Origin of the sequence: Streptomyces cahuitamycinicus, assembly GCF_002891435.1 — a bacterium.
In the GTDB taxonomy this organism is placed as follows: Bacteria; Actinomycetota; Actinomycetes; order Streptomycetales; family Streptomycetaceae; genus Streptomyces; species Streptomyces cahuitamycinicus.
Window position 1 is genome coordinate 1 of sequence record NZ_POUC01000137.1, and the last position, 18675, is coordinate 18675.

An 18675-nucleotide genomic window follows, 5' to 3' on the forward strand; every position below is an offset into this window, starting at 1 on the left:
GGCGGTCTCCCGCGCCAAGGCCCACGCGCGGGAGACCGCCTGCCCGACACCCCGGCCGGACTCCAGCGGCGCATCGCCGGACCGGGCTACCACCTTCTGCTCACCGGCCCCGCCCATCACTGGCCTCAGGACCTGTCGCTGGGCGAGCGGCACGGCTTGCTGAGCGTGCACCACCTGGGCACGCGGAGCCCTTGGCCCGGCGTCACCCAGGCCCTCGTACGACCCGACGGACACGTGGGTCACCTGGCACGCGGCACCGACCTCAGGGCCCTGCGCGCCTACCTCGACCGCTGGCTGCCGGCCCCCTAGAACAAGGAGGCCGGTGCCGGTCCGGCGAAGGGCTCAGCCGTGGAAGGTGATGTACCCGTTGCGGTCCGCGTCGGAGCCGCTTCTGGTGTACGAGTGGACGTCGGCACGGCTGCCGGACGGCTTGTACACGTAGATCGTGTCCTTGTCGTTGTTCCACATGAAGTTGCAGTTGTCGCGGTAGACGACGTTCTTGGTGTCGGAGTCGGCCCCGTTGCCGCCGCGCAGCTTCACGTAGTCACCCGGCTGAAGGGTGTGGCTCGCGGTGAAGGTGAACCTGTTCCCCGCCGCGTCCTTCACGACGTACCCCTTGAGGTTCACCGTCGTGGAACGCGAGTAGTTCTTGATGGTCAGGTACTCCTGGGCGGTGTTCCCGCCCGAGCAACGGTTCGAGTCGCGCCCGGGAGCGTCGTACTGGATACCCCGGATCTTCAGCGCGGAGTTGTACTCGGCGGCCTGAGCCGGAACGGCCGACAGGGCGGTGAGGGCCCCGGCGGCGAGAGCCGTGGTGGCAACAAGGCGTATACGCATGGACGTTCGTCCCCCCTGCATGGCCTTCAGGTGAAGGCGATGTGATGGTTCGGTGAAGCATCCGGATCGTACACGCTTCAAGTACGCAGAAGGGCGGGTCCGGTGACATTGCCACCGAACCCGCCCCGCGGGAGGTAAAACGTCGCGTGTGAGGCGTCAGGCGCCGCTGGCCCGCAGCATGTCCGCACGCTCGACGATCTTCACGCGGTCGCGGCCCTCGGGCTCGCCCAGAGCCTTCTCCGCGGCGTCCAGCTTGTACCAGCCGTCCCAGGTGGTGAAGCGGATGTCGCGCTCGGCGAGGAACGCGTCCACGGCCTCGGGGGCCGGCGCGGCGGGCGTGTGCAGCCTGCCGCCCGCGTAGTCCTCCAGCAGGTTCTTCACCGTTTCGTTGGCGTCGCCCTTGGTGTGCCCGATGAGGCCGACGGGGCCGCGCCGGATCCAGCCGGTGACGTACGTGGACTGCAGGTGCTCGCCCGACTCCTGCATGACCCGGCCGCCCTCGTCCGGAACGGTGCCCGAGTCGATGTCCCAGGGCAGCTTGGGGAGTTTGTCGGACAGGTAGCCCACCGCGCGGTACACCGCGCCGACATCCCAGGTGTTGAAGGTGCCGGTGCCCTTGACGTTGCCGGTGCCGTCGAGTTCCGTGCGCTCGGTGCGCAGGCCCACGACCTTGCCGTCCTCGCCGAGGACCTCGACCGGCGACTCGAAGAAGTGCAGGAAGAGCTTGTGGGGCCGGTCGCCGACGTCGCGGATCGCCCAGTTCTCCAGGGTCTTGGCCACCATGTCGGCCTGCTTGTTGCCGCGCCGCGTGGTGATCGAGCCCTCGTCGTAGTCGATGTCCTCGGGGTCGACGATGACCTCGATGTTGGGGGAGTGGTCCAGCTCCCGCAGCTCCATCGGGCTGAACTTCGCCTGCGCCGGGCCGCGTCGGCCGAACACGTGGATCTCCTTGGCCCGGTTGGCCTTCAGACCCTCGTAGACGTTCGCCGGGATCTCGGTCGGCAGCAGTTCGTCCGCCGTCTTGGCCAGGACGCGCGCGACGTCGAGCGCGACATTGCCGACGCCCAGCACGGCGACCTTCTCCGCCTCCAGCGGCCAGGTACGCGGCACGTCCGGGTGGCCGTCGTACCAGGACACGAAGTCCGCGGCACCGTACGAGCCGTCCAGGTCGATGCCCGGCAGCGAGAGCGCCCGGTCGGCCGTCGCCCCCGTGGCGAAGATCACGCCGTCGTAGAACGCGCGCAGGTCGTCCAGGCCGATGTCGGTGCCGTAGTCCACGTTGCCGAAGAGCCGGATCTGCGGCTTGTCGAGCACCTGGTGCAGGGCCGTGATGATGCCCTTGATCCGCGGGTGGTCGGGGGCGACGCCGTAACGGATCAGACCGAACGGCGCCGGCATGCGCTCGAAGATGTCGATGGACACGCCGGGCTCGGCTGCCACCTCGGACTTGAGCAGGGCGTCAGCGGCGTAGATCCCGGCGGGGCCGGATCCGACGATGGCTACCCGCAGGGGGCGGGGCATGGTCAGGTTCCCTTCGAGCGGCGACAAGCGATCTCGACGGGAAGCCTAAACTAAGGCAAGCCTAAGTCGGTACGGGGGTCCGGTCTATGAGCTCATAAGCCTACTTTATGGGGAGTGCATGGCCCCGCTTATGGCAGGGGCTGCTCCGCCCAGATCACCTTGCCCGCCGGCAGATAGCGCGTCCCCCAGCGTTCCGCGAGCTGCGCGACCAGGAACAGGCCACGCCCGCCCTCGTCCGTCATGGTCGCGTACCGCAGGTGCGGTGAGGTGCTGCTGCTGTCGAACACCTCGCAGATCAGGTTGCGGTCGCGCAGCATCCTGACGCGTATGAGGCCGCCGCCGTACCGCAGCGCGTTGGTGACCAGCTCGCTCAGGATCAGCTCCGTGCTGAACGTCAGCTCGTCCAGGCCCCATGCGGACAGCTGCCGGCTGACCGCAGCCCGAACCTCTCCCACGGCCGCCGGATCGGCGGGCACCGGCCATTCGGCGACCTGGTCGGCGGCCAGCGCCCGGGTGCACGCGACGATCAGCGCGATGTCGTCGCTGGAGCGGGCCGTGAGCTGCGAGTCGAGCACGACCCGGCAGGTGTCCTCCGGCGACGGCCCCGCCCGGCCCAGCGCCTCGCGCAGCATCTCCAGACCCACGTCGATGTCCCGCTCCCGGTCCTCGACCAGCCCGTCGGTGTAGAGGACGAGCCGGCTGCCCTCGGCCAGCTCAAGCTCCGCCGTCTCGAACGGCAGACCACCGAGTCCGAGCGGGGGACCGGCCGGCACGTCGGGGAACTCCACACTGCCGTCCGGGTGGATCAGCGCCGGCGGGGGATGACCGGCCCGCGCGACGGTGCAGCGCCGGGACACCGGGTCGTAGACGGCGTACAGACAGGTCGCGCCGATGACCGGGGCGCTGCCCTCGTCCTCCGTCTCGTCCTGGTCGATACGGCCGACCAACTCGTCCAGCAGGGCGATCAGTTCCTCGGGCGGCAGGTCGAGGGCGGAGAAGTTGTGCACCGCGGTGCGCAGCCGCCCCATCGTGGCCGCGGCGTGCAGCCCGTGACCGACGACGTCACCGACCACGAGCGCGACCCTGGCCCCCGACAGCGGCAGCACGTCGAACCAGTCACCGCCGACCCCGGCCTGCGCGGGCAGATAGCGGTAGGCGACCTCCAGGGCGCCCTGCTCCGGCAGGTTGCGGGGGAGCAGGCTGCGCTGGAGCGTCACGGCCATGCTGTGCTCGCGGGTGTAGCGGCGCGCGTTGTCGATGGAGACGGCGGCCCGTGCGACCAGCTCCTCGGCCAGGGCCAGCTCGTCCGCGTCGAAGGGCTCCGGCTTCTCACAGCGCCAGAAGCTGACCACGCCCAGCACCAGGGTGCCGGCCCGCAGCGGCACCGTGATCAGCGAGTGGATGCCGTACGCGACGATCTGCGCCGAGCGCTCCAGGTCCTGCGCCTGCCAGCCCGGGGCCTGGCCCAGCCGGGGTTCCAGGACGGGGCCGCCGGTGGCGAGGCTGCGGCCCTGCGGAGAGGTCTCGACGAACCTGATCCGCTCGCCGGCCGGGTAGAGCGGCGCGTCCTTGCGGATCCCGCTCACCGCCGTCCGGCTGAGCGAGGCCGCCGCGTTCGGCTGCCCGCCCCCGAGCACCGCGTCGAACAGGTCCACGGTGACGAAGTCGGCGAACCGCGGCACGGCCAGCTCGGTCAGCTCCTCGGCCGTGCGGGTCACGTCGAGGCTGGTCCCGATGCCCACGCCGGCGTCGTACAGCATGTTGAGCCGTTCCCGCGCGGTCTCGGCCCGCCCGGACAGTGCCCGCAGCTCGGTGGAGTCGCGCAGGGTGGCGACGCTGCCGGGCGGCACACCCGCACGGTCCGTGGTCCGCTGGTTGACGGCGAGGAGCCGGTCCCCGACGAGGTGCACCTCGTCCGTGGCGACGCGTCCGGACGCCAGCAGGTCGGCGGTGCCCGGGTCGAGACCGAGACCGAGGACGTGCCGGCCCTCGGCGTCGGCGGGCAGCCCGAGCAACCGGTGCGCCTCGTCGTTGGCGAGGATCAGGGTGCCCCCGTCGTCGACGATGAGCACCCCCTCCCGGACGGCGTGCAGCACGGCGTCGTGATGTTCGTACATCCGGGTCATCTCGTGCGGACCGAGCCCATGGGTCTGGCGCAGCAGCCGCCGGCTCACCAGTGCGGCACCCGCTGTCGCCAGGGCCAGCGCGGCCGCGGCTGCCGCGAGCACGAGCGGCAGCTGACGGTCGGCGGTGCCGCCGACGTTCTTGGTCGTGATCCCCGCCGAGACCAGGCCCACGACCCGGCCGTCCGGGTCCTTGACCGGCACCACGGCCTGCACGAGCGGGCCGATGGTGCCCTCGATCTCCTCGGTGAACGACTCCCCGGCCAGCGCCGGCGCGACCGTCCCGACGAACTTCTTCCCGATCCGGTCCGTCTTGGGATGGGTGTAGCGGATCGCGTCGGTGCTCATGACGACGATGAAGTCGACCTTCGACCGTTCCCGGGCGGCCTCGGCCCGGGGCTGGAGCACGGCGGTGGGGTCAGGGCCCTGCAGCGCCTCGACGGTGCCCGGCGCGTTGGCGAAGGTCTCCGCGACGGCGAGCGAACGGTTGCGGGCCTCCTGCGTCGTGTCGTGCCGCACTTGCAGCACCAGTGCCACCACGGCCGCCACGACCAGCAGCAGCACGATCACCGCGTACACGGTCACCGCGAACGGAGTGTTGACCAGACCCGTCACGCTGCCGTCGCTGATCTGCAGGGCGCGCCGCAACTGCTGCTCGGCGTTCGGGCCGAGGATCACGCCGATCACGGCGGGCAGTACGGGCAGCCCGTAGCGGCGCATACCGAAGCCGATCAGGCCGATGATCAGCAGGATCACCAGGTCGATCACCTCGCCGCCGACCGCGTAGGCGCCGACCGCCGCGAAGAACATGATCCCGGCGTACAGGTAGGGCCGGGGAATGCGCAGCAGCTTCGCCCACACCGGCGCCAGCGGCAGGTTCAGCGCGAGCAGCAGCACCATGCCGACGAAGAGCGAGGCGATCAGGCCCCACACCAGGTCGGGTTCGCGCTCGAAGAGAAGCGGGCCGGGCTGGATGCCGTACTGCTGGAACGCGGCCAGCATCACGGCCGCGACCGCCGTGGTCGGCAGGCCCAGGGTCAGCATCGACACCAGGGTGCCCGCCGCCGAGGCGGACGCCGCCGACTCCGGGCCCGCGACTCCCTCGATGGCACCCTTGCCCCACTCGTCCTTGTGCTTCGACAGACGCTTCTCCGTCACGTACGACAGGAAGGTGGGGATCTCCGCGCCGCCCGCCGGGATGGCACCGAACGGGAAACCGATGAACGGGCCGCGCAGCCACGACTTCCAGGTCCGGTTCACGTCGTCGCGCCCGAGCCAGGGACGCCCCACCGGGATCGGCTCCGGCGCTCTGCGCCGCAGGTGCGCGGCGACCCACAGGGCTTCGCCGATCGCGAAGAGCCCGACCGCGACGATCACCACGTCGATGCCGTCCGCCAGTTGGAGCGAGCCGAACGTCAGGCGCTGCTGCCCGGTCATCTGGTCCAGGCCCACCAGACCCAGGGTGAGACCGATCAGCAGGGAGGCCAGGCCCCGGATGCGGGACGAGCCGAGGACCGAGGTCACCGCGATGAACGCCAGCACCATGATGGCGAAGTAGTCCGGCGCACCGATGTCCACGGCCAGTTTCGCGACCGTCGGCGCGAGCGCCACCAGCAGGAGTGTCCCGATCAGGCCGCCCGCGAAGTGGCCGATGGCGGCCGCCGCCAGGGCCTGGGCGCCGCGCCCGGACTTGGCCATGGGGTTGCCCTCCATGGCCGCCACCACCGCCGCGCTCTCCCCGGGCGTGTTGAGCAGGATGGAGGTGGTCGAGCCGCCGAACATCGCGCCGTAGTAGATGCCGGCGAACATGATGAACGCGCCGATCGGTTCGAGCCCGTACGTCACCGGCAGCAGCAGCGCGACCGCCATCGCCGGGCCGATGCCCGGCAGCACGCCGATCGCCGTGCCGAGCAGCACACCGATCACGGCCCACAGGAGGTTGATCGGCGTGAGGGCCGTACCGAAGCCGTCCAGAAGGGAGTTGAAGGCATCCATGTCACAGCACTCCCATCAGTGGACCGCCGGGCAGGGGCACTCCGAGCAGGTTGTTGAAGACGGTGTAGGTGACGAGGGAGAGCCCGGCCGCTATGAGCGGATCGCGGTCGATCCTGCGGCTGCCCAGCGCGAAGGCCGCGCCCCAGAAGAGCAACGCGCCCGCTACGGGGAAGCCGAGCGGCTCGATGAGGACGGCCGCGCCGAGGAACACTCCGGCGAGCAGCAGCACGGTGCGCCAGTCGGCGGGCTCGGACAGGTCGACGTCCTCACCGCCCTCGGCCTGGCCCCGGCCGCCGCGCAGCACGTCCAGGGCGAGCAGGGCGGCGATGACCAGCAGGCCGGCGCCGACCACGACCGGCACGGTCTTCGGGCCGACCGGGCCGCGCTGGGCGATGTCGACGTCCATGGTGAGCGCGTCGGTCAGGACGAGGACGCCCAGTGCCAGCAGCAGGACGCTCACGCCCAGTTCGGAGTGCTCCCGCAGCCACGAGCGCCGCGCGCCGCCGGTCTCGGCGGGGGGAATGTCGGTCTGCGTCCTCACAGTCCCAGCTCCTTCAGCACCGAAACCACACGCTTGTCCTCGGCGTCGAGGAACGCGCCGAACTTCTCGCCGGTGAGGAAGGCGTCGTCCCAGCCGTTCTGCCGCAGGGACTTGCGCCACTCGTCCGAGCCGTGGAGCTCCTCGACGAGCTTCACGAGCTTGTCGCGCTCCCCGTCGTTCAGGCCGGGCGGGGCGACGATGCCGCGCCAGTTGGTGAAGTTCACGTCGTAGCCCGCCTCCTTCAGCGTGGGCGCGTCGAGCCCGTCGACGCGCTTCGGGCCGGTGACCGCGAGGAGGCGCAGCTCGCCCGCGTTGATCTGGTCCAGGTACTCGCCGACCCCGGAGACACCGAAGGCGACCTTGTTGCCGAGGATCGAGGCGAGCAGTTCGCCGCCGCCGTCGAAGGGGATGTAGTTCACCTGCTTCGGGGGGATCCCGGCCGCCCGGGCCATCAGCATCGGCGCGAGGTGGTCGGGCCCGCCGGGCGACGAGCCGCCGCCCACCGGGAGCTTGCCGGGGTCCTCCTTCCAGGCGCCGATCAGGTCGTCGATCGTCTTGTACGGCGAGTCCTTCGCCACGACGACCACGTCCTGCTCCTCGGTGAGCCGGGCGATCGGTGTGGTGTCCCCGAGCGTCTTCGGCGCGTCGTTGGAGCGGACGGCGCCCACGACTCCGAGGCCCATGGACATGGCGAGCTTGCCGTTGCCGTGCTCGCTCACCAGCCGGCTCAGGCCCACCGTGCCGCCGGCACCGGGCAGGTTGAACACCTCGATGTTGTGGGTGAGTCCGGCGTCCTCGGCGTTCTTCGCGGCCGTCCGGGCCGTGATGTCGTAGCCGCCGCCAGGCGTGTTGGGGACCATGAAGCGCAGGCCCGGGATCTGTGTGCCGGTCTCGGAGCCGCTGCCGGTGGTCAGCAGCGGCGGTCCGACGAGCACGAGCACGGCGGCCCCGAGCAGGGCGAGGGGAGTGCGCAGGCGCACGAGTGCCACCACCTGTCGGTACGTCGATGCGGGTAGGGATACGCCCTGTGGGGGAGGGTGACGTGGGCCACATGGTGCCCGGGCCCCGGCGAGCTGTCTCCCTTGCGGAACCAACGGAGGTTTTGGTCTTTGCGGTCGGCGGCGACCGCGCGTCGGCGAACCCCGCCGTGACAGCCGGACGGCCCCGGCGCCGGTGCGCCAGGGCCGTCGGGTGCGTGACGGTTCGTCGTCCCCTACGAGGTGTGGATCTCCAGGGCGGCCCGCACGGCGGACTCCAGGGCTCCCTCGATCCACGCCGGCTTGACGGAGGTGTGATCACCGGCGAAGTGCAACGGCCCCTCGCGCACGGGGATGGCCGGGAGCAGCTCTGTGTGCTGCCCGGGCAGCAGCACGGACGCCTCCCCGTAGGCGTACGGGTCGCGCAGCCAGCTCTGCGTACGCCCCGCGCCGGTGTAGAAGACCTCGACGCGCTGGCCGTAGACCTGCTGGAGACCGCACAGCGCGTGCGGGTAGCGAGCCTCGTCGTCCAGGGAGTCCCAGCGCAGCGCGTCGTCGGCCCAGCTGTAGGAGGCCAGCACGACGCCGCCCGCGCTGCCCGGAACCGGATGGGAGGGATGGAACATGAACCGGTTGGCGTTGTCCGACACCGAGCCGCCGCCGATTACGCCGGCCGCCTCGGGCTGGTCGCGTGCGCCCGCGCGGTTGGCGGCGTAGTGGGTGCGCTGACCCGCCGTGATGTGCCCGTCGGGCACCGAGGGGTGGGCGCCGAGAAGGCTGCCGTCCCCGGCGGCGCGGCCGGTGCGGTACGCGTCGTACAGGCCCGGGTCGACGGCGTTCAGTTCGCGCTTCCAGTCGGCCTCGTCGAACTCCCACCAGCGGCGGCTGAACTCCAGCAGCACCTTGGTCGCGCTGTCGTAGTGCAGTTCGCCGACCGCGCGGCGCTTGCCGTACGACAGGGGCGGGTCGATCTGTACGTGGCGCAGGCCGGAGAACGGCACCGTGACCACGGCGACGTCCGCCGTGAACTGCTCGCGTACGACCGGGCCGTCACGGCCCTCGGACACCGTGTCCACCCACACGTGCGGGCCCTTGCCGCGGACGCGGCCGGCGTCCGGAGCAGGGCGGTCGGGGTGGTGGTACTCGATGCGCGTGACACGGCGGTCGAACCGCACGTCCTCGCGCACGCGTTCCAGCAGGGCGTCGGGCAGTACGGCCGTGCCGCCCTCCAACTCGTAGAACGGTGTGTCGGGGCTGATGAGGGAGGAGCCGATGAAGCTGTGGATGAAGGAGAGTGGGAGGCGTGAGGTGAGGTTCTCCAGGGTGCCGATCAGGTCGATGGTCCGCTCGTCCAGTCCGGCGTGCTCGGTGAGGAAGCGGAACATCGACCAGTCACCGAACCGCTTCACCACGCGGGCCCAGCCCCGCAGCCGCTCGGCGAGCGGCTTGTCGACGCGCTTGCCGTCGGCGTTGACGTAGCTGAACTCGTCGCGCACCGGGTCCAGCGCGGCGCGCAGGATGACGGCGGCCGGGGTGTCCCAGTGGGCCTTGGGGACGCCGAAGGACCGGTTCACGCGCCGGGGGGCGCGGGCGTAGTCGGTGCGCCGCACGCGGATGCCGTTGACGTGGATCCAGGTGCGGCCGGCGGGGCGTCCTTCGGCGTCCACGTCGACGTAGTGGAAGCGCCGCTTCTCGAGGCCGAACTGGTCGATCAGTTCCATCACCAGGGGGTGGCTGCCCGGGATGCGCATCGCGCCCGCCTCGGCGTACTGGCGGGGGTCGGCGAAGGGCTGCTCGGCGTCCTCGTGGCCGCCGCTGCGGAAGGTCTTGATGCGTCCGCCCGCTCGGTTGCCGTTGGCCTCCAGGACCGTCACCCGGTGACCGGCCTTCTTGAGCAGCCACGCGGCGACCAGCCCGGCCGGACCGGCGCCGATGACGAGGACGTCTTTGGGACGTGTCCGGCGCTGAGCCGGCAGCCCCTTCTCGAGGACGCGCTGGTAGCGGGGGACGAGGGGGCGGTCGGCGGAGTCCAGGACGAGCAGTGCGCGGGCGACGGCGAGGCACCTGTCGAAGTCGGCACCACGTCTGCCGCCCGGGGCACTCGGGGCGGCCGGGGCGGCCGGGGCAGCCGTGGCGGGCAGAGCCGTGGCGGCGCCGCCGGCCAGAGCCGTCGCCACCGTGGCCGTGCCTGCCACCGCCGCGAAGCTCCTCCGGGAGAGGCCGTCGTCCGAGCGCACCACCGCGTGATCTTCAGTCATGGCGGCCTTTGTACTGGCGTCCCTGCCCGGCCGCCGCCCTTCGCCCGGGCGTTGACCCGAAGGAGCGAAACCGGCTGGAAACCCTGACGTCAGAGCAGGTTCGCCGGCGTGGGCGCCCATCGGCAGCCCGGTCGGCGCCCACCGGCAACCCGAAGGAATGAACGCGGAGCGAACCGTGTCCGCCGCCGCGATCGTGCCCCCACACTGCGACTTGCGGATGTACATCCTCTCCGGCCGTCGCGCATCCGGCGCATCGTGTGCACGGCGCCGACCGGCCTTTCGGAGAGCGCGGGCGACAGAGGGGGAAGAGTGGCGCAGCGGCGCGCTCCGTTGGGTGACCGGGCCCGTTACTGGTTCGACAGCACGCTGGCCCGCGGTGCCTCGGCGATCGTCGGCTGGATGGCGCTGCTGTGCCTGGCCGTGGTCGTCCCGGCCAGTGCGGTGGTGGTGTGGACCGACCCCGACGCGCCTCAGTCGCTGCCCGGCCGACTGGCGGCGGTGTGGCACCTCACCGGCGAGACCCTCCGGCTGGGCGGCGCGACGGGTGCGCCGCTGCGCGTGACGATGTCGGTGCTGCTCGCCCTGGTCGCCCTGCTGTACGTCTCGACGCTCGTCGGCCTGATCACGACGGCGCTCACGGAGCGGCTCACCGCGTTGCGACGGGGCCGCTCCACCGTGCTGGAACACGGGCACGTCGTGGTCCTGGGCTGGTCGGAGCAGGTCTTCACGGTGGTGAGCGAACTGGTGGCCGCCAACGCCAATCAGCGGCGCGCGGCGGTGGCGGTGCTGGCCGACCGGGACAAGACCGCCATGGAGGAGGCCCTGAGCACCAAGGTGGGTCCCGTCGGCCGTACGCGGCTGATCTGCCGCAGCGGCCCCACCACCGACCCGGCGGTACTCGCCCTGACCAGCCCGGCGACGGCGGGCGTCGTGCTGGTCCTGCCACGCGACGAGCCGGACGCCGATGCCGAGGTGGTCAAGACGCTGCTGGCGCTGCGGGCCGCCCTGCCCGGGGAAGGGGCTCACCCGCCCGTCGTCGCCGCCGTCCGGGACGACCGCTACCGTCTGGCCGCCTCACTCGCCGCCGGACCGGGCGGCGTCGTGCTGGAGAGCGACACCGTCACCGCGCGGCTGATCGTCCAGGCCGCCCGCCGTCCCGGGCTCTCGCTCGTCCATCAGGAGCTCCTCGACTTCGCCGGCGACGAGTTCTACCTGGTCGCCGAACCGACCCTGACCGGACGCCCGTTCGGGGACGCGCTGCTGTCCTACCCGACGTCGAGCGTCATCGGGATCGTGCGTGGCGGCACCCCTCTGCTCAACCCGCCGCCGCAGACGCCCCTCGCCGAGGACGACCTGCTCGTCGTCATCTCCCGGGACGACGACACGGTCTGGCCGGCCGACTGCGCGGACTCGGTCGACAAGGCGGCCATGGCGTCCGGCCCTGCCACCCCCGCACGGCCGGAGCGGGTCCTGATGCTGGGCTGGAACCGCCGGGCACCGCTCATGGTCGACCAGCTGCGCCGCCGGGCCCGGCCCGGATCGGCGGTCGACGTGGTGTCGGACGGCGGTGAGGCGACGGTCCGGGAGGTGAACGAGGCCGACGCGCACCACGGCACCGACCTGGCCCTGACCCTGTACCCCGGCGACGTCACGCGTCCGGAGACCCTGCGAGGTCTGGACGTGCACTCCTACGACAGCGTGATCGTGCTCGGCCAGGACCCCGCTCCCGGGCAGCCGCCGGACGAACCCGACAACCGCACGCTCGTCACCCTCCTGCTGCTGCGCCGGCTGGAGGAAGCCTCCGGGCGCGAACTGCCCGTCGTCACGGAGCTGGTCGACGACCGCAACCGGGCACTGGCGCCCCTGGGCCCCGGAGCAGACGTGATCATCAGCGGCAAGCTCATCGGTCTGCTCATGGCGCAGATCTCCCAGAACCGGCACCTCGCGGCGGTGTTCGAGGAGCTGTTCTCCGCCGACGGCACCGGCATCCGCCTGCGGCCGGCCGGCGACTACGTGCTGCCCGGCTGTGAGACGACCTTCGCCACGGTCGTGGCCGCGGCGCGGCAGCGCGGCGAATGCGCCATCGGCTACCGGAGCCACGACGACGCGTCTACGAGCCCGGGGTACGGCGTGCGGATCAACCCGCCCAAAGCCGGACGACGCCGCTGGACGGCCGACGACGAGGTGATCGTGGTGGGCAGGGACTGAGACGGCTCGGCCAAAAGCCGTTCAGGTGCCCGTGATCCGTGTGAAGAAACTCGAAAATTCGACTGTGTGTTCGCTTGCTGGCGGGGCAATCGGAGGAGCGGAGGTTGATAACCATGGTTCCCCTGCTTCTCGTCCTGCTGCTGGCCCTGGTCCTGTTCGGCGCGGGCTTCGCCCTGAAGGCACTCTGGTGGATCGCGGTGATCGTGCTGGTCCTGTGGCTGCTCGGCTTCGTGCTGCGCAGCGCGGACAGTGGTGGCCGCCGGGGCCGCTGGTATCGCTGGTAGACCGGCAGGCCGCCGCCCATCGAGCAAAACGTCAGGAATGGGGTAAACGAAAATGGCCCGATTCTCTTCCAGGAAAGGCGTTCCTTTTCCATGGCCGATACACAAGACGTCGTAGAACTCATCCTTCAGGACCACCGGCGCATGGAAGACCTCTTCCGGCGGATGCGCAGCGTCGAGGACGACCGGGCGGATGCGCTGCGGGAGTTCGCGGACCTGCTGATCGCGCACGCGCAGGCCGAGGAGGCCAAGGTCTACCCGGCGCTGAAGCGGTACAAGAACATCGACGACGAAGAGGTCGAGCACGGCGAGCACGAGCACGACGAGGGCAACGAGGCACTCCTGGAGCTCCTCCAGGTCGAGGAGGTCGGCTCCGAGGAGTGGGACTCCAAGCTGGAGGAGCTGGTGGAGGCCGTCACCCACCACGCCGACGAGGAGGAGCGCACCATCCTCAACGGCGCCCGCGAGAACGTGGCGATGGAGCGCCGGGAGGAGCTGGGCCGGGCGTTCGCGCAGGAGCGTGAGCGTCAGCTGAAGGCCGGCTGCGGCTCCGTGCAGAACGTGCGCAAGATCGTCGAGTCCTGACTCGCCATGCCGGCCCTGATGGCCACCGCCCGCGGGCGGTGGCCATCAGGGCCGGTTGCTGTCAAGGACAGCGCGCCAAGGCGCCAAGGTCGCGCCACCACGCCAAGGCCGTGGACCGCGCAGCAAGGTCGCAGCACTAGCGGGTGCTGGGCGCCGCGCAGCCGATGTCCCGTGCGGCCAGCCGCCCCGTGGCGAGGTACGCGTTGACCGCTTCGTCGGCGCAGGCCGACCCGTACACGCCGTACACCGCGTGCTGGTCGGCCCTCTCCAGGGTGACCAGGCGCGAGGAGGGCCACATCTCCCGGACGGCCTCGGCGCCCTCGTGGGAGGTGCGCGGGTCTCCGGTGGCGCTCACCAGCAGGGCCGGCAGGTCGTCCCGGATCCTGGTCGGACGCTCGCGCGGCCGGTCCCAGAAGGCGCACGGGTTGATGTTGTCGGTCACGGGCGCGAAGAGCGGGTCCCCGGCGCGGGTGCGCTGGACGTCGCGCCAGTACACCTCGGGATCGCGCGGCGCGGCGTCGTCGCCGCACGCCATCGCCGTCTGCGCGCTGCCGTAGGGGGAGCCGGTGCCGGTGAGCACGAACTCGAGCACTCCGGCGAGCCACGGCGGCGGCTTGACCCGCTCCCCCCGCGAGGCCCGCAGCATGTCCCGCACCCCCTGGGCGAAGTCTCCGTAGGCGGTGAGGTACTGCTGGTGGTAGCGGGCGGGAGGCTCCGGGGCCGCCCGGGCCGTGGCGGGCAGGGCCGTGGCGGGCAGGGCCGTGAGGACGAGGATGGCTGCCGTCAGGGCGAGGGCGGCTCGTGTGGTTCCCGGGAGACGGGATAACACGTGGGGATGTCCTTCCTGGCGCGGATGTCCCCTCGATGGGCCGGCGGGGACATGCCGCTGAGGGGCGTTGTGCGACAGAACGGCAGGGGCGGCCCGCTGCCCGATCACTCCGGCTGACAGCCGGTTAGTGGGTGGGCCAGCCCCAGTGGCGAGGCGGTGGAATGCCGTTTCCACGAGTGGGGCGGCCATCCCAATCTCCGCCCCGAGCTGGGACAATGCTCGGGCAGACCTTGTGCAGGTCGCCGTAGGGGGTTGTCCAGACATTCTCTCGCGCCTAGGGTCCCTTCCTGAGTGCAAGCGCTTTCCAAGCGCGTGTCCGCAGGCTGTCCGAGGAGCGTTGCATGTCCTTGTCCCCCACCCGCCGCCGCGTGGCCGTCGTCGGCACCGGAGCCATCGTCGGCGGCAGCCATCTGCCCGCGCTGCGGGCCCATTCCGACCGGGTGGAACTGGTGGCCGCCGTCGACGTGGACCAGGAGCGCCTCGACGCCTTCCGCGAGCTGGCCGGTGAGCAGGTCGCCGGTTACACCTCGATGGACGCGATGCTGGACGCCGTACGCCCCGACCTGGTCCTGATCGGGACGCCGCCCTCCCTGCACCGCGATCAGACGGTCGCCGCGCTGAAGGCGGGAGCCTGGGTGCTGTGCGAGAAGCCGCTGACCCTGTCGCTCGCCGAGTACGACGAGATCGCCGCGGCCGAGGAGGCCTCCGGCGCCTATGCGGCGGTCGTCTTCCAGCACCGCTACGGCTCCGGCGCCGTGCACGCCCGCGAGTTGATCACCAGCGGTGCGCTGGGCACCCCGCTGGTCGCGCACTGCCAGACGACCTGGCACCGGGACGCCGCGTACTACGCGGTGCCGTGGCGCGGAAAATGGGCCAGTGAGGGCGGCGGCCCGACCATGGGCCACGGCATCCACCAGTACGACCTCCTCCTGCACCTGCTCGGCGAGTGGGAGGAGATCCGGGCCATGGCCGCGCGCCTGGTCCACGACACCGAGAGCGAGGACGTCTCCACCGCCCTGGTGCGCTTCCGCAGCGGCGCCCTCGCGACCGTCGTCAACAGCGTGCTCTCACCGGACGAGGTGAGCCGCATCCGCATCGACTGCGCGGACGCCACGGTCGAGCTCACCCACCTGTACGGCCACGGCAACGACAGCTGGGCCTACACCCCGGCCCCGCACGTGGCCTCGGAGCGCGCCACGGCCTGGCGCACCCCCGCGGCAGACGTGCCCAGCTCACACACCGCCCAGCTGGGCACACTCCTCGACGCCTACGACCGCGGCACCCGGCCCCCGGGCAGCGGCCGTGACGCCCGCGCCACCCTGGAGTTCGCCGCCGCCCTGTACAAGGCGGCGTTCACCGGCAGCTCGGTGCGGGCGGGGGAGATCGGCCCCGGTGATCCCTTCTACGAGGCCATGCACGGCGAGCACCCCGACTGGGCCCCCAAGGAGCGCGCATGACCATCCGCGTCACCCACACGCACGGCGAGGACATCGCCGTCACCGCTGGCGGCACGGAGATCCTCCGCTACGTCTACCGCCCCGACCCGGACTCCTTCGAGTCCCGCAAGCCCTACGCCCACCCGGTGCGCACCCTCTCGGGCCGCACCGTCACCGGCTACCGCCCGAACGACCACCGCTGGCACAAGGGCCTGCAGATGACCGCGAGCCATCTGTCCGGCCAGAACTTCTGGGGCGGCAACTGCTACGTCCACGGCGAGGGTTACCTCCCCCTGCCGGGGCGCGTGGGCTCGATGCGGCACGACGGCTTCTCCGACTTCACCGTCGAGGACGACCGCCTCGCCGTCACCGAGGACCTCACCTGGATCGAGAACGGCGGCGAGGAGTGGGCGCGCGAGGTGCGCGGCCTGACCGTCCACTCGGTGGACGAGGAGGCCGGTTCCTGGGCCCTGGACTGGGCGATCCGCCTCACCAACACCCGTTCGGAACCGCTGGTCTTCGGCTCTCCGACCACAGCGGGCCGCGAGATGGCCGGCTACACCGGACTCCAGTGGCGCGGCCCGCGCGACTTCACCGGCGGCACGGTCTTCGCCCCGGACACCGACGCCGACGCGGGCAAACTGATGGGCTCCCAGGGCCCGTGGCTCGCCTTCACCACCGAGCACGACGACGTCGACGGCCACTCCACCCTGGTCTTCGCGCACGTGCCCGAGAACCTCGACGCGGCCTCCGCGGTCCACGAGTCGCACTGGTTCGTCCGCTCCGAGCCCTTCCCCACGGTCGCGTTCTCCTGGGCCTTCTTCGAGGAGTTCGAGCTGCCGCCGGGCGAGTCCTTCGCCTACCGCTACCGGCTGGTGGTCGCCGACGGCGCCTGGGACCGCGACCGGGTCGGCACACACCTGGAGGGCCTGGCATGGTGAGCGGGCCCGAGCACGCCGGACTCCCGCACCCGCTGCCGGGTGCCATCGGCCTGTCGCACCTCAGCGCCTACGACTGGGAGGCAGCCGACGGCGTCTGCGGCGGAAGCCCGCACCTGCATCTGGTGTGCACGGAGGCGTACGTCGTCACCGGCGGCCGGGGCGCGGTCCAGACGCTGAGCCCCGACGGCTACCGGGACATCCCCCTCGAAGCCGGCTCGATCGCCTGGTTCACGCCGGGCACCGTGCACCGCATGGTGCAGGGCGGCGATCTGCGCATCACCGTGCTGATGCAGAACAGCGGCCTGCCCGAGGCCGGAGACGCCGTGTTCACCTTCCCGCCCGAGCTGCTCGCCGACCCCGACCGGTATGCCGCGGCGGCCACACTGCCGCCCGGGACCGGGCCTCGGACGGCGGCGGCCGCCCGGCGCCGCAGGGACCTGGCGGTCGAGGGCTACCTGGGGCTGCGCGAGGCCCTCGTGGCCGGCGACAAAGGCCCGTACCTGGAGTTCCAGCGGGCCGCCGCCCGGCTCGTGCGCGACAAGGTGCCCACCTGGCGGGACCTGTGGCGGGCAGGCGCCCTGGCCACCGCCGAACGCACGGGCGCCCAGCTCGACGCACTGGCCTCCGGCGAGCCCGCCCACCTCGACGAGGCCACCGCGTACGAGGCCGCCCCCACCCGGCTCGGCGGCTTCGGTATGTGCGGACGGCGGGACGAGTACAGCCTGCCCGGCACCACGCTGCCGCACCAGGAGGAGTAGTCCCCCGGGGGGACCTGAGGGGGGCTCAACCGAAACTCCGTCGAGAGGAGTGACCTCGGCATGCCCGGAAACAGGACAAAGGGGTTCTGCGCGTGGACCGTCGCACTGGCACTGTGTGCCGTGCTGGCGGGCTGCGGAGGATCCGGGGAATCCGCCGGCGGCGGCAAGGCCGTGCTGCGTTACACGTGGTGGGGCAACCCCGACCGCGCGGAACGCACCGAGCAGGCCGTCGCGCTGTTCGAGAAGCAGCACCCGAACGTCGACGTGACGACGTCGTTCTCCGGCTACGACGCCTACAAGCAGAAGCTCGCCACCCAGGCCGCCGGCGGAGACGCCCCGGACGTGATGCAGCTGGACTACCGCCAGATCGACCAGTACGCCTCCGGCGGCGTCCTGCTCGACCTGGCGAAGCAGAAGTCCGTCCTGCGCACCTCCGAGATCGACCAGGGCCTGCTCGCCACCGGCCGCGTGGACGACGTCCAGTACGCGATCCCGCAGGGCCGCGGCACCGAGACCGTCGCCTACGACGTCCGAACCTGGAAGAAGTCGGGCGTCCCCCTGCCGGGCAAGAGCTGGACCTGGAGCCAGTGGGCGGACACCATGCGCGCCCTCGCGAAGAAGACCGGCAAGCCGGGGGCGACCGACCCGGGCCAGAGCGAGGACGCTTTCGAGGTCTGGCTGCGCGGCCAGGGCAAGGCCCTCTACACCGACGACGGGCGACTGGGCTTCACCGCCGGCGACCTCACGCGCTGGTGGACCTTCACCGACCGGCTGCGCCGCGAGGGCGCCGTCTCGCCCGCCGAGCAGACCACCCAGCTCGACGGCTCCGTCGAGAACACCCCGCTGGGGCGCGGCACGTCCGTCACCGACGCCAACTGGGACGCCCCCGCGAGCGGCTTCGTCGCCCTGATACCGACCGGCGTGGCGCTCGCACCGATGCCGTCCGGCGAGGACGGCACACCCGGCCAGTACTTCAAGCCGTCGATGTTCCTCGGCGTCTCGGCGAACACCGGACATCCCGAGGCGGCGGCGCAACTCGTCGACTTCATGATCAACGATCCGGAGGCCGCGAAGATCCTCGGCGCGAGCCGCGGCGTCCCCGTCAACGAGACGATCCGCGACGAGATCGGCCCGCGGCTGAAGGACTTCGACAAGACCATCGCCGACTTCCAGGCATCCCTCGAGGGCAAGCTCAAGGACCCGCCCCAGGCCCCGCCCTCCGGCGACAACGCCCTGCAGAGCACCTTCCAGCGCGACTACGACCAGGTGTCCTACGCGCGCATGTCGCCCCGCGAGGCGGCCGAGAACTACGTCACCGAGGCGAAGGCGGAGCTGAGGTCATGACCACCACCGCGATCCCCGCGGAGGCGAGGAGCGCCCCCGCC

14 protein-coding genes and 2 pseudogenes are annotated in these 18675 nt (G+C 71.6%); 8 read left to right on the forward strand and 8 right to left on the reverse strand.

What is annotated here, in order from left to right; all coding sequences use genetic code 11:
* On the forward strand, positions 1-309 hold a 309-nt coding region (locus C1J00_RS19665), incomplete at its 5' end, for an aromatic-ring hydroxylase C-terminal domain-containing protein (RefSeq protein WP_500691475.1).
* 33 nt (positions 310-342) lie between these two features.
* Here C1J00_RS19665 and C1J00_RS19670 read toward each other — a convergent pair.
* The 7 genes and pseudogenes from C1J00_RS19670 to C1J00_RS19695 all read right to left on the reverse strand — a co-directional run bounded on the left by C1J00_RS19670 (position 343) and on the right by C1J00_RS19695 (position 10252).
* Positions 343-837, reverse strand: a complete 495-nt coding sequence (locus C1J00_RS19670) for a lamin tail domain-containing protein (RefSeq protein WP_102910384.1) — start codon at positions 835-837, stop codon at positions 343-345.
* Positions 838-993: 156 nt separating this feature from the next.
* Positions 994-2358, reverse strand: coding sequence for an FAD-dependent oxidoreductase (locus tag C1J00_RS19675; RefSeq protein WP_102910385.1), 1365 nt, complete (start codon positions 2356-2358; stop codon positions 994-996).
* A gap of 128 nt (positions 2359-2486) precedes the next feature.
* The gene (locus tag C1J00_RS19680) at positions 2487-5111 is read right to left on the reverse strand and encodes a SpoIIE family protein phosphatase (RefSeq protein WP_245936414.1); all 2625 of its coding nucleotides are present in this window, start codon (positions 5109-5111) and stop codon (positions 2487-2489) included.
* A 114-nt stretch (positions 5112-5225) separates the two neighbouring features.
* Positions 5226-6476 (reverse strand): annotated as a pseudogene (locus C1J00_RS46865) (tripartite tricarboxylate transporter permease); the annotation flags it as partial.
* A gap of 1 nt (position 6477) precedes the next feature.
* A complete protein-coding gene (locus C1J00_RS19685; RefSeq protein ID WP_102910387.1) occupies positions 6478-7017 on the reverse strand; it encodes a tripartite tricarboxylate transporter TctB family protein in 540 nt (179 codons plus the stop codon).
* The gene (locus C1J00_RS19690) at positions 7014-7997 is read right to left on the reverse strand and encodes a Bug family tripartite tricarboxylate transporter substrate binding protein (protein ID WP_180989612.1); all 984 of its coding nucleotides are present in this window, start codon (positions 7995-7997) and stop codon (positions 7014-7016) included. The genes C1J00_RS19685 and C1J00_RS19690 overlap by 4 nt, the downstream gene beginning before the upstream one ends.
* A gap of 233 nt (positions 7998-8230) precedes the next feature.
* Positions 8231-10252, reverse strand: coding sequence for a flavin monoamine oxidase family protein (locus C1J00_RS19695; protein WP_102910389.1), 2022 nt, complete (start codon positions 10250-10252; stop codon positions 8231-8233).
* 309 nt (positions 10253-10561) lie between these two features.
* On the opposite strand from C1J00_RS19695, the gene C1J00_RS19700 reads away from it, so the two are divergent.
* The 3 genes from C1J00_RS19700 (at position 10562) to C1J00_RS19710 (ending at position 13326) form a co-directional block, all read left to right on the forward strand.
* Positions 10562-12460, forward strand: coding sequence for a CASTOR/POLLUX-related putative ion channel (locus tag C1J00_RS19700; RefSeq protein WP_102910390.1), 1899 nt, complete (start codon positions 10562-10564; stop codon positions 12458-12460).
* Between the two features lie 113 nt (positions 12461-12573).
* The gene (locus tag C1J00_RS19705) at positions 12574-12744 is read left to right on the forward strand and encodes a DUF5670 family protein (protein ID WP_031139394.1); all 171 of its coding nucleotides are present in this window, start codon (positions 12574-12576) and stop codon (positions 12742-12744) included.
* 90 nt (positions 12745-12834) lie between these two features.
* Positions 12835-13326: a hemerythrin domain-containing protein gene (locus C1J00_RS19710; RefSeq protein ID WP_102910391.1), complete on the forward strand. Its 492-nt coding sequence runs from the start codon at positions 12835-12837 to the stop codon at positions 13324-13326.
* Between the two features lie 136 nt (positions 13327-13462).
* Here the strand turns inward: C1J00_RS19710 and C1J00_RS46870 are convergent.
* Positions 13463-14005: pseudogene (locus C1J00_RS46870) on the reverse strand (alpha/beta hydrolase); the annotation flags it as partial.
* 491 nt (positions 14006-14496) lie between these two features.
* Here C1J00_RS46870 and C1J00_RS19720 point away from each other — a divergent pair.
* Genes C1J00_RS19720 through C1J00_RS19735 form a run of 4 tightly spaced genes read left to right on the forward strand, consistent with a single transcriptional unit; the run spans position 14497 to position 18634 of the window.
* Positions 14497-15612 (forward strand): Gfo/Idh/MocA family protein, encoded by a 1116-nt coding sequence (locus C1J00_RS19720; RefSeq protein ID WP_102910393.1) that lies wholly within the window; start codon positions 14497-14499, stop codon positions 15610-15612.
* Positions 15609-16532 carry a DUF6807 domain-containing protein gene (locus C1J00_RS19725; RefSeq protein ID WP_102910394.1) on the forward strand — a complete coding sequence of 308 codons (924 nt, stop codon included), beginning with the start codon at positions 15609-15611 and terminating at the stop codon, positions 16530-16532. The genes C1J00_RS19720 and C1J00_RS19725 overlap by 4 nt, the downstream gene beginning before the upstream one ends.
* A complete protein-coding gene (locus C1J00_RS19730) occupies positions 16526-17290 on the forward strand; it encodes a cupin domain-containing protein (protein ID WP_102910395.1) in 765 nt (254 codons plus the stop codon). Before C1J00_RS19725 ends, C1J00_RS19730 begins: the two co-directional genes overlap by 7 nt.
* A 60-nt stretch (positions 17291-17350) precedes the next feature.
* Complete coding sequence (locus C1J00_RS19735) at positions 17351-18634, forward strand: ABC transporter substrate-binding protein (protein WP_102910396.1); 1284 nt, start codon at positions 17351-17353, stop codon at positions 18632-18634.
* The last annotated feature ends 41 nt before the right edge of the window (positions 18635-18675 follow it).

Coding starts and splice junctions, on each gene's coding strand:
- C1J00_RS19705 (WP_031139394.1), top strand. CDS start 12,574: ATGGTTCCCCTGCTTCTCGTCCTGCTGCTGGCCCTGGTCCTGTTCGGC.
- C1J00_RS19725 (WP_102910394.1), top strand. CDS start 15,609: ATGACCATCCGCGTCACCCACACGCACGGCGAGGACATCGCCGTCACC.
- C1J00_RS19735 (WP_102910396.1), top strand. CDS start 17,351: ATGCCCGGAAACAGGACAAAGGGGTTCTGCGCGTGGACCGTCGCACTG.
- C1J00_RS19710 (WP_102910391.1), top strand. CDS start 12,835: ATGGCCGATACACAAGACGTCGTAGAACTCATCCTTCAGGACCACCGG.
- C1J00_RS19695 (WP_102910389.1), bottom strand. CDS start 10,252: ATGACTGAAGATCACGCGGTGGTGCGCTCGGACGACGGCCTCTCCCGG.
- C1J00_RS19730 (WP_102910395.1), top strand. CDS start 16,526: ATGGTGAGCGGGCCCGAGCACGCCGGACTCCCGCACCCGCTGCCGGGT.
- C1J00_RS19720 (WP_102910393.1), top strand. CDS start 14,497: ATGTCCTTGTCCCCCACCCGCCGCCGCGTGGCCGTCGTCGGCACCGGA.
- C1J00_RS19670 (WP_102910384.1), bottom strand. CDS start 837: ATGCGTATACGCCTTGTTGCCACCACGGCTCTCGCCGCCGGGGCCCTC.
- C1J00_RS19675 (WP_102910385.1), bottom strand. CDS start 2,358: ATGCCCCGCCCCCTGCGGGTAGCCATCGTCGGATCCGGCCCCGCCGGG.